Raw genomic sequence first — 13418 nt, forward strand, 5'->3', positions numbered from 1 at the left:
GTCGGGCTCGGTGCGAGCCGGGGCCGTCATGCTAGGTCGGGCTTGGAGATCGGTGCTTCTCGATTCCTGATCGGCCGCGTCACCTGCTTCGCCACGCACGACGGCATGCCCGCCGTCGCCTCCGCCGCCTGGCGCCGGTAGACGCTGGGCGGCACCCCCACCAGTTCCGTGAAACGCGTGCTGAACGTGCCCAGCGACGAACATCCGACCTCGAAGCAGACCTCGGTGACGCTGAGCTCGCCACAACGCAACAACGCCATTGCGCGCTCGATACGCCGTGTCATCAGGTAGCTGTACGGCGACTCGCCATAGGCCAGCTTGAACTGGCGGCTCAGGTGCCCGGCCGACATGCCAGCGTTACGGGCGAGCGCCTCGACGTCCAGCGGCCGCGCGTATTCCCGGTCGATCCGGTCACGGACGCGGCGCAACCGGGCAAGGTCGCGCAGGTGTTGCGCCGTAGTGTGTGTGGTGGCCACGGGCGCGATCGTCCCACTTCAAACCAATGTGCTCAAGCCTGCCCAGCATACGGGGCGTATACGGGGGGCCCTACGAAGCTCGCCCCACTCCCGTACACTGGCCACCTGTCCACCCACAGAGTGCCCATGGCCAAGAAACCCAACTACTCGTTCGAAAAACGCCAGCGCGAGCTGGCCAAGCAGAAGAAAAAAGACGAAAAGGACGCCAAGAAGCGGGCCGAGCGCGAGGCGGCGAAGGGCGATGCGCCCTCGTCCACCGACGAATCGGAATGAACGACGCGGCCCCGCCTGTGGCCCGGATCCGGGCCGCACGGATCTGGGTCGATGCCGACGCATGTCCCGGGCCGGTCAAGGAAATCCTGTTCCGGGCCGCGGAACGCACCCGGGTGCAGGTCACCCTGGTCGCCAACCAGTGGCTGCGCACGCCGCCCTCCCGCCACATCAGCGCCCTGCAGGTGCAGGGCGGCTATGACGTTGCCGACGATGCGATCGCCGAGCGGGCAGGTCCCGGCGATCTGGTGATCACCCAGGACATCCCGCTGGCGGCACGCGTGATCGCGAACGGCGCCCACGCCGTCAATCCGCGAGGGGAACGCTATACCGCCGACAACATCGCCGAGCGGCTGTCGATGCGGAACTTCATGGACGAACTTCGCGGTGCCGGCATTCAGACCGGCGGGCCCGCGCCGTTCAATGCCCGCGACCGCCAGGCATTCGCCAATCAGCTGGACCGCTGGCTAGCCACACGGGGCTAGCATCGCGGGGCTCCCATCGGGCGATCGCCCTGCCTGACATCGCTCCGCCACGGAACCAGCCGGGGCCGCTGCATCTACTCTCCCGTATCGTCCAGCAACCCATGCCGGCGATGCCAGTCCTCGAGCGATTCCTCCGGGAAGCCATCGAGATGGATATCGTGTTTGCCCCGCGGCACTTCCACCCAGTTGGCCTTCGAATCCAGCAGGATGTGCACCCGCCCGGGCACGCGCGGCAGGGGCGTGTCGATGGCCGATGCGTGCGGATGCACCAGGTCCGGCCATAGGGGATCGAACAGCCATAGCGCGCTGCCGCAGCCGGTGCAGAAGTGTCGCTGCCCGGAGCTGATGCGGCACTCTTCATCGTCCTCGCCGATTCGGGCGCGATAGACGCCCAGGTGTTCGCGACCCTCGACTTTCAGCGTGTCGGCGCGGGCCCCCAGGTTGATGGCGGCTCCGCTGCCCCCGGCGGTCTTGCGGCAGATCGAACAGTAGCAGTGCAGAAACGGTACGGGCGCATACGCCTGGCAGCGGAAGCGCACCTGGCCGCAATGGCAGGATCCTTCGAGTTGCATGGCTACGAACCGGTGGTGGAGAGGCCGTCACGTTAACGCCTCGCACCTGACGGACGCGTCGAGGGGAGTCCTGTCGAATTTCGCGCCACCCATTCGTCAAGGAAGAACATCCACAGACAGGAGAACTCCAATGAAGCTCTATGGCCTTGGTCCGACCCGCTCGCTGCGCGCCGAATGGGCGCTGCGTGAACTGGGCGTCGACTTCGACTTCATTCCCATCGACCTGCTGGCGGGAGAAGCGCAGACCCCGGAGTTCCTGCGACTCAATCCTGCCGGCAAGCTCCCGGTGCTCGTCGACGGCGACCTGGTCCTGACCGAATCGGCCGCCATCGTCCTGTATCTGGCCGAAAAACATCCCGAACAGGGTCTGCTGCCGCCCGACCTCCAGGCACGCGCGCAGGTCTACAAGTGGGTACTGTTCGCGATGACCGAACTGGAGCAACCGCTCTGGCGCATCGTGAAGCACACATTCCTGTACCCGGAAGAAAAGCGCCTCCCGGCCGACATCGACCTCGCCCGCGAGGAGTTCCGGCAGATGGCCACCATCCTCGACCGCCACATGCAAGGCCGCAGTTTCATCGTCGGCGACACCATCACTGCCGCCGACTGCGTGACCGTCTACCTGATGGACTGGGCCAACGAAGAAGACCTGCTCGGCGACTTCCCGCAGTTGCGCGCCTACATGGATCGCATGTACGCACGCCCGGCGGCGCCCCAGCGCATCGCGCAGGCATTCGCGGAGATCCAGGCTGCAGGGTCCGCCTGACGTGTCGAAATCGGGCCCGTCCATCCGTCGTTGAAGCAAACCCCTGAAAGGAGGACCTGCATGTCCCTGACCCAGCAACTCGCCTGTGCCTGCGGCGAGGTCCAACTGATCGTCGAGAAGACGCCCATCGTCAGCGTTGACTGCTGCTGCGACAGTTGCCGGGCAGCCGGTCTGCGGCTGGAGCGGCTGGCAGGTGCCCGCCCGGTGCTCGATCCGCACGGCGGCACCCGGTTCGTCCTCTACCGGAAGGACCGCGTCCGTTTCATCGCAGGCTTCGAACGGATGAAGGAGTTCCGCCTGTCCTCCGGGGCAGGCACCAGACGCGTGGTGGCAGGGTGCTGCAACACGCCGGTGTTCCTCGAGCTGGAAGCCGGACATTGGTTGAGCCTGTATGGCGGTCTGTGGCCTGCAGGAACGCTACCCCCGCTCCAGATGCGAACCATGACGGGCGATCTGGCGGACGCGTCGATCCTGCCCGGAAACGTGCCCAATTCCGAACGCCACTCCTTGCCGTTCTTCGCCAAACTGTTGAAGGCGTGGATATGCATGGGCTTCCGCAATCCGAAGATCGCCATAAAGGAAGAAATCGATGTCCCAGGCTGACGACAAGATCGAGATCCAGAGCATCACCTCCCCGGGACACATCCAGCGCGTCGACCGGGCGAAGTACATGGCGATGAAGAAGGCGCTACTGGTTGCGCTGCCAAAGGCGGCACCGGGGATCACGGTCGCACAGGCCAAGGAGTCCCTGCTCGCCACCCTGCCCGACGATCTCTTCCCTGGCGGCGCAAAGGCCGGATGGTGGCTGAAAGCCGTACAGCTGGACCTCGAGGCCAAGGGCATCATCATGCGCGGATCGGGCAAGCCGGTCAGGCTGTTCAAGCACACAAGTACCGCTTGAGGTCAGCTACCGTCCTGCTGATGGCCGTCCGCTGTTCCGCTACTCTGCCGCCTCGGGAGCAGAGAGCCCCTTGCCGTAGATCCCCGACCGATCGAAGCAGCAGACGCGACGCTTGCCTGACGCGAGCATGTCGCAGGCACTGGCGACCCGCCGCTCGCGGGTCTCCGCCTTCTTTGCAGAGGTGATCCACTGGATCCAGTCACGTCGCGCAACGGTGGTGATTTCGGACCACAACGCCTTCGCGGCCGGGTCCGCGGCGAGCGCCTTGCGCAGATCCGCCGGCACACTGGGCTCGGCCTGCTTTTCCGCCGGCGTCATTTCGAGGGTGAGGGTGTCGCCAATCGAGGCGCCGGCCGCCTCACGCATCGCCTTGGTCACCTTGAGCCAATGGCTGCCTTGGCCATCCGGCTCCAGTGTGGCCTGGAACGCGTGGCCGTCGAGAGTGCCGTCGACGGTCGTCATGCCGCGCGCCGGCAGCTTCGCGCTTGCGTCCTTCGGTAATACGAAGAAGGCCCAGGTGGCGTTCTTCGGCGTTGCCGGTCGAAGCAGCTTCGCCTTGAAGCGGATCTTGGCAGCAGGCTTTTGCATGCGCGGCATGGTATCGGAATCGGACTTGCCCATGACTCAACTCCCTTCATTCTCTGCGTCCCGTGGGGGGACGCCATCCCGCCAGACGCAGGGAGACACCACGCTAAACCGGGCCTTTCCCCACGGGTCGGTGCCGAGCGTCAGCCGGAAACCTTCGCCTGCGCTCTCCGCCCACAGAAAGTCGTGCCCATCCCCATTCTCCACCCGCTCGCTGACAAGCACCATTCCCCGGATGCGTTTGCCCATTGCCCGCTACCGCCCGCCGCCGCTTCGGAAGATCGACCACAACAGCCAGATCCCCGCTATCGATGCACCGACGAAGCCCAACAGTCCGAAGAACGGCAGCCCCAGCAGCGTCGGCCCACCCTCTACCGTCATCGCGATCGACGAACCGATGATCAGCGCCGCAATCACCAGTCCGCCCGCCAGGCGATTGGCCGAGTGGCTGATCTGTCGATTGAGCTCCGGAAGATCTTCCATCTGCAGGCGGAGCCTGGCATTGCCGCCGCGGACCGAGCGCATGAGCCGCCGCAGTTCCTTAGGCATTGCCGCCAGCACGCTGGCGGTATCGATCAGGGCGTGGATTCCACGACGGGCGATCGCACGGGGACCCAGCTGCGCGGTCAACGCCCGGCGCAGGAAGGGACGCGCCTGGCTTGCCATGTCGAAGTCGGGGTCCAGGCTTCGTCCCAGCCCTTCCAGCGTCAGGCAGACCTTGATCAACAGCGCGAGATCCGCAGGAAGCGCAAGACGGTGCGAGCGCAGCAACCCGGTGATGTCCAGCAGCATGCCAGCCAGGTCGAGATCGCCCAGCGATACCCCGTGGTAGTTGTCGACGAAGGCGTCGATGTCGATGGCCAGCTGCTCTTCGTCGACCTCCGGTTGCAGCGCCCATTCGAGCAGCACGTCGGTCACCCGGTCCGGATCGCGCTCGACCAGCCCGGACAGCAGGCTCACCACCTCCGCACGGCGCGTCGTCGACAGCCGTCCGACCATGCCGAAATCGATGACGCCGATGCGTCCACCGGGCAACACGAACAGATTGCCCGGATGCGGGTCGGCGTGGAAGAAACCGTCCTCCAGCATCATCTTCAGCACGACCTGGGCCCCGGTGCACGCGACCTGCCTGCGGTCCACGCCCGCCGCGTCCAAGGCTTCGATGTCGGCCACCGGAATGCCGTCGACGAAGTCCTGGACATTCATCCGCTCGCTGGTGAAAGGCCAGTGCACCTCAGGCACGACGATCCGTTCGTCATCGACGAAGCTTGCGGCAACACGCTCGGCGTGCCGGCACTCCGCGGCCAGGTCGAGTTCCCGCAACAACGAGGCGCGGAACTGGCGCACCACGCCAACCGGGTGGAAGCGACGCAGGTCCGGGAATCTCGCTTCGATCTTGCCCGCCGCGTACCGCAACAGCCGCAGGTCGGCCTCGATCATCGGACGGATGCCCGGGCGCCGCACCTTGGCCACGACCTCGCGTCCATCATGCAGACGGGCGCGGTGGACCTGGGCGATCGATGCGGCCGCCAGCGGTACCGGATCAAGCCAGAGAAAGGCCGATTCCGGCGAACTTTCAAGTGCCGTGGACATCTCGGCATGGATGGCTTCGAAATCTACAGCCGGTGCCGCACTCTGCAGCCTGCTGAACTCGGCGATCCATTCCGGCGGAAACAGGTCCACGCGCGTCGCCAGCACCTGCCCCAGCTTGACGAAACACGGCCCCATTTCCTCCAACGCCCGCCGCACCCGCACATGCGGCGGCAGCGCGACCAGTTCCTCGAACTGCTCCATCGGCAGCACCCTGCCCATCCGCGCCAGCGCCCCGGCCAGCCCCAATCGCCGGACCAGGTCGCCGAAACCATGGCGGATGAGGATCGAAGCCAGCGCGTGCAGCCGGCCCAGATCCTGGGTTGCGACCAGGGTGTCCCACATGACCGAAGGTCTCCTCTGCCTGCACCCGGCCGGGCCCGCATCCCGAGCATGAATCCCGGCTGCGCTGCCCTGGAATGCCGGTGTCGGTTGATGCTAGCAGATGCACCGATGAGCACTTCACCCAGCGCAGGTCGTCACACCCTTGGAAACGGACTACGACTTCAGTTCTCTCAGCGGACCGTTATCATCGGGCCCGTCCCACCGTCGGCCGATGCCCTGCGAATTCCAGGAGAACGCGATGTACCGAACACTTGCCTTGGTGATGTCACTCGTCGTGCTGGCCGGACCAGCGCAAGCAGCACTGGCACAAGCACCCACGACGGCCGACACCGTGGCGCCGGCGGTGGTGATCGAAGACGTGGAACGCTTCTATCGCATTTACGACGCTGCCGGAGGCATGCCCACTGCCGAGCAACTTCAGCGCGAGTATCTCGACCAGGGCTCGGAAGGTCTGCACCACTTCGCCCGGCTCCGCCGGGTCAGCGGCGAGGCGATCGCCACTACGCTGGACACGCGACCGGAACTGTACGAAGAGGCGCGCAACTGCATGCGGGTGATGCCGCAGGTGAAGCAGCGGCTGGACCAGGCGTTGCGCAAGCTGGCCACGCTGTATCCCGAAACGAACCTGCCACCGGTGACGATCGTGGTCGGTCGCGGCAAGCCGGTGGGCATCGGCTATCCCGACAGCGGCCTGCAGATCGGCCTGGAGGCCCTGTGCGCGGTCGAGTGGATGAACCCCGACATGGAGGACCGCTTCGTGCACGTGATCGCGCATGAGTATGCGCACGTGCAGCTCGCCCCGGAGGCCGCGAAACTCGAACAACCCACGGTGCTCGAGCGCTCGCTGATGGAAGGCGCTGCCGAGTTCGCCGCCGAACTGACCTCCGGCAGCACCGCGTATGCGCATTTCGAGGCATTGACCCGCGGCCGCGAGGAAGAAATCGAAACCGCGTTCCAGGCTGACATGGGCAAGACCGAGCTCAGCGACTGGCTCGACAACAGCAGCGTGGAAAGCCCGGGCGACCTCGGCTACTGGGTCGGTTACCGGATCGTGAAAGCCTACTACCAGAACGCCGACGACAAGCGCCAGGCCCTGCGCGAAATCCTGCGGATGGAGGACCCAAAGAGCGTCCTGGCGGAGAGCGGGTGGTATCCCGGAATCCGGTTCCCGTAGCCAACGAAAAACGGGGCGATTTGTGGCTGAGCTTTCCCAACCCACTGCCGGCGACAGCCGGCTCGTGCTGTTGGACGCATTGCGGGGCTTTGCGTTGTTCGGCGTCCTCCTGGTCAACCTCAAAAGCCTGTCGCTGTACGGCCTGCTGCCAAAGGCGGAGCGCAACGCGCTTCCGAGCGCCGCGTTCGACCGCGTGGCCGACGTCGCCACCTCGATGCTGGTGGACGGTACCGCGATCACTCTGTTCTCGATCCTGTTCGGAGTCGGCTTCGCCATGCAGATGCAGCACGCCGCCAGTCAGCCCGGACGTATACAGCGTTACGTGCGGCGGTTGCTCGTGCTGCTGGCGATCGGCCTGACCCATGCATGGCTGCTGTGGTGGGGCGACATCCTGCGCTATTACGCAATCCTTGGGCTGGCCTTGCTGCCGTTCGCCAGGGTATCGCCGCGATTGCTCGCCGTAGCGGGCGTAGTGGTGGTGGTGGCGCTCCCGCTGGCCCTGCAGCCGGTGCTGCCACCGCTGTTGCCGCCGCAGATCAGCTCCGCCGAATCGGCCGCGCAGTCTCTGGCCGCGTTCGGTAGTGAGCATTGGAGCGAGATGCTCGAGGGCAACTTCGCCCGCGACCTGCGCATGCGGATTGCGGTCTGGATTCTTCCCGCCTATGTCTTCGGCCGCCTCCTCGTTGGCGTGGCGCTTGGAAGCAGCGGAATGCTGCAGGACCCGGCAAACCACCTGCGCTTGTGGAAGTGGAGTTGCGGGGCGACGTTGCTGATCGCAGCTGCGACCATGGTGCTGCTGTTCCTCCACGACCACCGGGATCTGGCCACCACCGTGACCTGGCTGCAGGAGGAAACCGGCAGGCTGACTCTGCGTATGCTGCGCAACCTGGCGCCCTTGAACCTCGCGCTGTTCTACCTGTCGGCGTTCGTACTGCTGTTCCAGCGTCCAGCATGGCGGCGCAGGCTCGCCTGGTTCGCACCGATCGGGCGCATGGCGCTCACCCACTATCTCGCGCAGACCGTGTTGGCCATCGCGCTGTTCTATGGGGTCGGGTTGGGGATTGGCCCGCGCTACGGGATGGCCGGGGTCTGCGTCGCTGCGCTGACCATCTTCCCGCTGCAGGCGGCGGCCGGTGCATGGTGGTTGCAGCGATACCGCTTTGGTCCGGCCGAATGGTTGTGGCGCAGCCTCACCTACGGCCGGATGCAGCCGATGCGACACGATCGCAGATCCTCCAGAACAGGCAACGATGAGATCAAAGAGGCCACTGCATGAAAATCCCCCCCATCGCTACTGCGATCGTCATGTCGCTGCTGCTGGCTGTGTGCGTCGGCTTGAGGGGCAACGCACATGCGGCGTCCGCCGCGAACGAGCCCAGTGCTGATCCGAGTCCGATCGCCTTCGGCCATCCGCTGGTCGCACTGGTGGGCGTGTTGCTCATCGACGGAACCGGCCGCCAAGCGGTCCCCGACCAGACGGTCGTGATCGGTGACGGCCGCATCATCGCCGTAGGCGATTCGGCGACGACACCGGTACCGGCGTCGGCACACAGACTCGACCTGCCCGGCCACACCGTCATTCCCGGAATCGTCGGGATGCACAACCACACCCACATGCCGGGCGTGCCGCTCATGGCATACACCGCGCCGCGCCTGTATCTCGCCTCTGGCGTAACCACGATCGCCACTGCGGGTAGCGCCGATGCTGACGGCGAGATCGCGCTTGCCGCGGCGGTCGCCGCAGGTACGGTGCCGGGCCCTCGGATCTTCCCCTCCGCGCCCTACCTGACCGGGCCGGGCGGCAATGCGCCGATGTTCAAGCCAAGTTCGCCGGAAGAGACGCGGGCCTTCGTCAGCGAATGGGCAGGGCGCGGAGCCACGTGGATCAAGCTCTATCGCCACGTACAGCCGGAGATCGCCGCGGCGGCGATCGACCAGGCGCATGCACTGGGACTGAAAGTCGCCGGCCACGTATGCTCGCTGACCTTCGCCGAAGCCGCGCGGATGGGAATCGACAGCCTCGAGCACGGCCTGCTCGCCGCCACCGATTTCGTCGAGGACAAGCGCCCGGGCGATTGCGTCTCCAACCGCGCCTCGCTTTCTGGGCTGGAGATGGACGGCGATGAGGTCGCCGGGCTGATCGCGGTGCTGGTCAGGGAGAAAGTGACGCTGACCTCCACGCTGGCGATCGGCGAAACTCATTTCCCGCATCGTCCGCAGGCCGATGGCCGCACCCTTGCGGCAATGTCGCCGGAGCTTATCGACGCCTATCGCGCTCGACAGGCGCATCTGCGCGAGAGTCACGACGGCCCCTACCAGCCCGCACTGTTCAGCAAGATGCTCGCTTTCGAGAAGATGTTCGTGGCGGCCGGCGGCAGGCTGGTGGCCGGTCCCGACACCGGGCGCCACGTGCTGCCCGGGTTCGGCGACCAGCGCAATCTCGAACTGCTGGTGGAAGCCGGTTTCGACGTGCCAGGAGCGATCCGGATCATGACCGCGAACGGCGCCGAGGTGCTCGGGATCGCCGACCAGGTCGGTACGGTGCAGCCGGGCCTGCAGGCGGATCTCGTGATCCTGGCGGGAGACCTGGTCCACGAGCCCGCTGCCATCGAGCGGCCCACGCTGGTGTTCAAGCGCGGCACGGCGTTCGACCCCGCCCCCTGCTCGATCGGGTGCGCGGGCGGGTTGGCGGGCGCGAGCGCTTCTAGACCAGATCGGGGCTCTCCAACCCTGCCGAAGAGGCAGCAATCCTTGAGGCCAGCCCCCGCCCCGGCGTGCAGTCAATCCCAGGCGTTCCCGCCGGAGTCCAGGCAATCGAAGATGGAGTTGGCAGCGGGAGAGGCCCATCCAGCGACGGTGTTGCCGGTGCAGAACGAGTTGCTTTCGCTGACGGCCTGGATGCCCCGGCCGACGGCCTCCGGTACGCCTGCGATGACACGGTTGCCGTCTATGGTCTGATGTCCGCCCTGCGCGAGGATTCCGATGGCAGACCCGCCGTCGGCTCCCGGGATCAGCCCGGCAACCCGGTTCCTGCCGATCTGGCTGCCCCGGCCACCACTCCTGATGCCGATCGTGTTGGCTCCAGCCGTATCCGTGAACATGCCTGATACGGTGTTGTCGACGATGTCCGCATCTGCGGCGATCCCGAAGGTACCGCCGCCACCCAGATAGCCTCCGGTGTCGTACACCCGGTTGCGCCTCACCATGCTGTTGTCGGTATCGAACAGCCAGATACCGCTATAGAGGTTGTTGTCCAGCCTGTTGTCCTCGACCAGGTGTCCGGCGCCGCCCACTATCAGGACGCCGTGGTAGAAACCCCGGATGTTGCAGTTGCGGATCACGGCGTTCTGGCGGCCATCGCTATAGATGCCCGTCGCACTCGATCCTGGCCCTCCCGCCAAGCCCCCAATCTTGAAGTCGTTGCAGACGATGGTGACATTGTTGGTGGCGATGGTGATGGCGTACCCGCTGGTGATGGCCGTGCTCAGGTCCTTGCGCAGGCACCAGACTCCCTGGGAACTGATGGTAGTGGGCAGCGAGTCAATGAACCCTTTGCAGGTCTGGTAGGTCTCGCCGGCCTTGGCCGGCATCATCTGCCCGCCGGCCGCCATCAGCACGGCAGCGAGCAGCAAACGAATTATTGTCGTGCACATGTTGTTTCCCCTGTATTCCCATGCAGGGCGATATGCGCCCCTCTTCTCCTGCAACGGGAATCAGGTGTGCGTCCGGCCAGTCGAAACTGTGAAGTGAATTCCGCTATCTCAGGTAGGGGAACGCAAACCAACGCCCGTTTCAGCATCACGGCATGCCCGGGTGCTCTACCCATGTCGGTACGTGAATGGCGACAGCACCCGACTTGCCGTCACTGCTGTCGACGTCCCTTCTTTTCTTTGCCCAGGAGTTTCGGAATGCGCAAGTTCAGTATGTCGGTTCTCGCCATCGCCACCATGGCCGTATCCGGGGTGGCCTTCGCCGCCGACGACCTTTCCCCCGCGTTGAAAGCGGCCATGCAGCGCGACCTGGGCCTGTCCGGCACTCAGCTGGCCCAGTACATCAAGGCCGAGCGCCTGGCCACGCAGCAGGAAAAGCTCATGCAACGACAGTTGGGCCGCAACTTCGCCGGCGCGTGGCTGGAGCGCAAGGCCGACGGCTCGTTCGGCTTCGTGGTCGCAACCACCTCGATCGCGGGCGTCAAATCCACTGCCGGTATCGAGACGCGCCAGGCCCGTCACAGTCTCGCCGCCCTCAATGCGGCCAAGGGACAGCTCGACAGCCAGCTCGCCCGCAGCGTCAGGGTACCCAGGGGCGTGTACAGCTGGTCGGTGGATCTGCCCGGCAACAGCGTGGTCGTGGGCGTCGCCCCGGGCGCCGAAGAGTCTGCCATCGACTTCATCGCCCACAGCGGCGTGGATGCCAGTACCGTGCGTTTCGAGACCATGAATGAGGCCCCGCAGCGACGCATCGCCATCGAAGGTGGCCGCGGCATCCTGCGCGCGCCCGGCGACGGCTACCTGTACGCCTGCTCGATCGGCTTCGCGGTAACCAAGGGTTCCACCCCGGGCTTCGCCACCGCCGGCCATTGCGGCGACACCGGCGAGATCGTCTACCAGGAAGTCTCGCAATGGACACTCGGTGTCAGGCTGGGTTCGTTCGCCGCCTCCGCCATGCCCGACGGCAACCAGACCGGCCCCGACCGCGGCTGGGTCCAGGTCGACAACACCCACACCCTGTCGCCCAACGTCTACGGCTACGGCAAGGGCGATGTCACCGTGCACGGCAGCTCTGAAGCCCCGGTCGGCGCGGCCCTCTGCCGTTCGGGCCGCACCACTGGCTGGCGTTGTGGCTCCATCCTCAGCAAGAACATGACCGTGTCCTACGTGGACAACTCCGGCAATCCGGACGGCACCGTGACCGGACTGACCCGGACTTCCGCCTGCGCTGAAGGCGGCGATTCCGGCGGTTCCTTCATCACTGGCGTCGGCCAGGCCCAGGGCGTGCTGTCGGGCGGCAGCGGCAGCTGCAAGGGGCGGCAGGGACGGACCGGCGGCGGCAACAGCTACTACACGCCAATCAATTCGATCCTCAGCGCCTACGGATTGACCCTGCGGACCAGCCCGTAATCCTTCACGGCTGAACTGCAAACAAGGGCGCCCCGGGGTTCCGGGGCGCTTTTTCGTACCACGGCGACGCACATCGCTCTGGCCGCGAGTTGGTCACTGCTCCTCCACGCCGCCTGTCTTGTAATGACCACCCGGCAACGAAGATATGCGGACGCACCATGGGCATGCTGATCGACGGCAACTGGGAAAGCGGCAAAGACAAGCTGATCGACGACAAGGGCCGCCTGCAGCGTCCGCAATCGGTGTTCCGCCACTGGATCACCGCCGATGGCAGCGCCGGCCCCACTGGCGAGGGCGGCTTCAAGGCCGAACCGGGTCGTTACCACCTCTATGTCGCCCGCGCCTGCCCCTGGGCCCACCGCACCACGATCTTCCGCCAGCTCAAGGGTCTGCAGCCGTTGATCGGGCTGTCGGTCACCCACTGGCTGATGGCCGACGAAGGCTGGACCTTCAAGGACGCCCCCGGCGTCATCCCCGATCCCCTGCACGGCGCTGACAACCTCTGGCAGATATACGTGAAGTCGGAACCGCACTACACCGGCCGGGTGACCGTGCCGGTACTGTGGGACATGCGCACGCAACGCATCGTCAGCAACGAATCGGCCGACATCATCCGCATGTTCAACAGCGCCTTCGACGACGCGGGGGCAATCGAGGGCGACTACTACCCCGCTCCACTGCGTGCCGAGATCGACGCCGTCAACCAGCGCGTCTACGACGGCCTCAACAACGGTGTCTACAAAGCCGGCTTCGCCGACAGCCAGGCGGCCTACGACGAGGCGGTGACCGGCGTGTTCGACACGCTCGACTGGCTGGAGGAGCGGCTGTCGGCCAGCCACTGGCTGTGCGGCGACACCCTGACCGAGGCCGACTGGCGCCTGTTCACTACCTTGCTGCGCTTCGACCTGGTCTACCACGGCCACTTCAAGTGCAACCTGCGGCGGCTGGTGGACTATCCGGCCCTGTGGGCCTACACCCGCCGTCTGTACGCGCATCCCGCGGTCGCCCCGACCGTCGACTTCGACCACATCAAGCGCCACTACTACCAGAGCCACCGCCACATCAATCCCACCGGCATCGTGCCGAAGGGGCCGGAGATCGCCTTCGGGTGAGAATCGGGACGACGGGAAAGCC

General features: G+C 65.8%; 14 protein-coding genes and 1 pseudogene. 10 read left to right on the top strand and 5 right to left on the bottom strand.

Going from position 1 to position 13418, the window contains the following annotated elements; genetic code table 11:
* Positions 1–26: 26 nt before the first annotated feature.
* Complete coding sequence (locus FKV23_RS09560) at positions 27–476, bottom strand: helix-turn-helix transcriptional regulator (RefSeq protein WP_141623643.1); 450 nt, start codon at positions 474–476, stop codon at positions 27–29.
* Positions 477–602: 126 nt separating this feature from the next.
* Here FKV23_RS09560 and FKV23_RS17220 point away from each other — a divergent pair, with 126 nt between their 5' ends.
* A complete protein-coding gene (locus FKV23_RS17220) occupies positions 603–749 on the top strand; it encodes a hypothetical protein (protein ID WP_167285137.1) in 147 nt (48 codons plus the stop codon).
* On the top strand, positions 746–1231 hold the full coding sequence (locus tag FKV23_RS09565) for a YaiI/YqxD family protein (RefSeq protein WP_141623644.1): 486 nt from the start codon (positions 746–748) through the stop codon (positions 1229–1231). Before FKV23_RS17220 ends, FKV23_RS09565 begins: the two co-directional genes overlap by 4 nt.
* A gap of 74 nt (positions 1232–1305) precedes the next feature.
* On the opposite strand, the gene FKV23_RS09570 is transcribed toward FKV23_RS09565, so the two are convergent.
* Positions 1306–1803, bottom strand: a complete 498-nt coding sequence (locus tag FKV23_RS09570; RefSeq protein WP_141623645.1) for a GFA family protein — start codon at positions 1801–1803, stop codon at positions 1306–1308.
* A 130-nt stretch (positions 1804–1933) separates the two neighbouring features.
* Here FKV23_RS09570 and FKV23_RS09575 point away from each other — a divergent pair, with 130 nt between their 5' ends.
* Genes FKV23_RS09575 through FKV23_RS09585 form a run of 3 tightly spaced genes read left to right on the top strand, consistent with a single transcriptional unit; the run spans position 1934 to position 3470 of the window.
* Positions 1934–2569 carry a glutathione S-transferase family protein gene (locus FKV23_RS09575; protein WP_141623646.1) on the top strand — a complete coding sequence of 212 codons (636 nt, stop codon included), beginning with the start codon at positions 1934–1936 and terminating at the stop codon, positions 2567–2569.
* Between the two features lie 60 nt (positions 2570–2629).
* Entirely contained in the window at positions 2630–3172 is a 543-nt protein-coding gene (locus tag FKV23_RS09580) for a GFA family protein (RefSeq protein ID WP_141623647.1), read from the top strand.
* Positions 3159–3470, top strand: a complete 312-nt coding sequence (locus tag FKV23_RS09585) for a DUF6958 family protein (protein ID WP_141623648.1) — start codon at positions 3159–3161, stop codon at positions 3468–3470. The genes FKV23_RS09580 and FKV23_RS09585 overlap by 14 nt, the downstream gene beginning before the upstream one ends.
* A gap of 39 nt (positions 3471–3509) precedes the next feature.
* Here FKV23_RS09585 and FKV23_RS09590 read toward each other — a convergent pair whose 3' ends face one another.
* Positions 3510–4058 (bottom strand): YdeI/OmpD-associated family protein, encoded by a 549-nt coding sequence (locus FKV23_RS09590; RefSeq protein WP_141625145.1) that lies wholly within the window; start codon positions 4056–4058, stop codon positions 3510–3512.
* Between the two features lie 252 nt (positions 4059–4310).
* Complete coding sequence (locus tag FKV23_RS09595; protein ID WP_141623649.1) at positions 4311–5990, bottom strand: ABC1 kinase family protein; 1680 nt, start codon at positions 5988–5990, stop codon at positions 4311–4313.
* Positions 5991–6228: 238 nt separating this feature from the next.
* Between FKV23_RS09595 and FKV23_RS09600 the strand changes: the two genes are divergently transcribed.
* From FKV23_RS09600 to FKV23_RS09610, 3 genes are read left to right on the top strand one after another with little or no spacing between them, the layout of a single operon-like run.
* Positions 6229–7164: a gliding motility protein GldB-related protein gene (locus FKV23_RS09600; protein ID WP_244243968.1), complete on the top strand. Its 936-nt coding sequence runs from the start codon at positions 6229–6231 to the stop codon at positions 7162–7164.
* Positions 7165–7186: 22 nt separating this feature from the next.
* Positions 7187–8440, top strand: a complete 1254-nt coding sequence (locus tag FKV23_RS09605; RefSeq protein ID WP_141623651.1) for a DUF418 domain-containing protein — start codon at positions 7187–7189, stop codon at positions 8438–8440.
* A 29-nt stretch (positions 8441–8469) separates the two neighbouring features.
* On the top strand, positions 8470–10122 hold the full coding sequence (locus tag FKV23_RS09610) for an amidohydrolase family protein (protein WP_167285139.1): 1653 nt from the start codon (positions 8470–8472) through the stop codon (positions 10120–10122).
* Positions 10123–10244: 122 nt separating this feature from the next.
* Here FKV23_RS09610 and FKV23_RS17515 read toward each other — a convergent pair.
* Positions 10245–10817, bottom strand: a pseudogene (locus FKV23_RS17515) (right-handed parallel beta-helix repeat-containing protein); the annotation flags it as partial.
* Positions 10818–11072: 255 nt separating this feature from the next.
* On the opposite strand from FKV23_RS17515, the gene FKV23_RS09620 reads away from it, so the two are divergent.
* Both FKV23_RS09620 and FKV23_RS09625 read left to right on the top strand, forming a co-directional pair.
* On the top strand, positions 11073–12284 hold the full coding sequence (locus FKV23_RS09620; RefSeq protein WP_167285141.1) for a S1 family peptidase: 1212 nt from the start codon (positions 11073–11075) through the stop codon (positions 12282–12284).
* 158 nt (positions 12285–12442) lie between these two features.
* Positions 12443–13396 (top strand): glutathione S-transferase family protein, encoded by a 954-nt coding sequence (locus tag FKV23_RS09625; protein ID WP_141623655.1) that lies wholly within the window; start codon positions 12443–12445, stop codon positions 13394–13396.
* Positions 13397–13418: the final 22 nt, after the last annotated feature.

Origin of the sequence: Lysobacter alkalisoli, assembly GCF_006547045.1 — a bacterium.
Classification (GTDB): Bacteria; Pseudomonadota; Gammaproteobacteria; order Xanthomonadales; family Xanthomonadaceae; genus Marilutibacter; species Marilutibacter alkalisoli.

Excerpts from the sequence above, each read along its gene's own strand:
- FKV23_RS17220 (WP_167285137.1), top strand. The coding sequence starts at position 603 with ATGGCCAAGAAACCCAACTACTCGTTCGAAAAACGCCAGCGCGAGCTG.
- FKV23_RS09565 (WP_141623644.1), top strand. The coding sequence starts at position 746 with ATGAACGACGCGGCCCCGCCTGTGGCCCGGATCCGGGCCGCACGGATC.
- FKV23_RS09570 (WP_141623645.1), bottom strand. The coding sequence starts at position 1,803 with ATGCAACTCGAAGGATCCTGCCATTGCGGCCAGGTGCGCTTCCGCTGC.
- FKV23_RS09575 (WP_141623646.1), top strand. The coding sequence starts at position 1,934 with ATGAAGCTCTATGGCCTTGGTCCGACCCGCTCGCTGCGCGCCGAATGG.
- FKV23_RS09580 (WP_141623647.1), top strand. The coding sequence starts at position 2,630 with ATGTCCCTGACCCAGCAACTCGCCTGTGCCTGCGGCGAGGTCCAACTG.
- FKV23_RS09585 (WP_141623648.1), top strand. The coding sequence starts at position 3,159 with ATGTCCCAGGCTGACGACAAGATCGAGATCCAGAGCATCACCTCCCCG.
- FKV23_RS09590 (WP_141625145.1), bottom strand. The coding sequence starts at position 4,058 with ATGCAAAAGCCTGCTGCCAAGATCCGCTTCAAGGCGAAGCTGCTTCGA.
- FKV23_RS09595 (WP_141623649.1), bottom strand. The coding sequence starts at position 5,990 with ATGTGGGACACCCTGGTCGCAACCCAGGATCTGGGCCGGCTGCACGCG.
- FKV23_RS09600 (WP_244243968.1), top strand. The coding sequence starts at position 6,229 with ATGTACCGAACACTTGCCTTGGTGATGTCACTCGTCGTGCTGGCCGGA.
- FKV23_RS09610 (WP_167285139.1), top strand. The coding sequence starts at position 8,470 with ATGTCGCTGCTGCTGGCTGTGTGCGTCGGCTTGAGGGGCAACGCACAT.
- FKV23_RS09620 (WP_167285141.1), top strand. The coding sequence starts at position 11,073 with ATGCGCAAGTTCAGTATGTCGGTTCTCGCCATCGCCACCATGGCCGTA.
- FKV23_RS09625 (WP_141623655.1), top strand. The coding sequence starts at position 12,443 with ATGGGCATGCTGATCGACGGCAACTGGGAAAGCGGCAAAGACAAGCTG.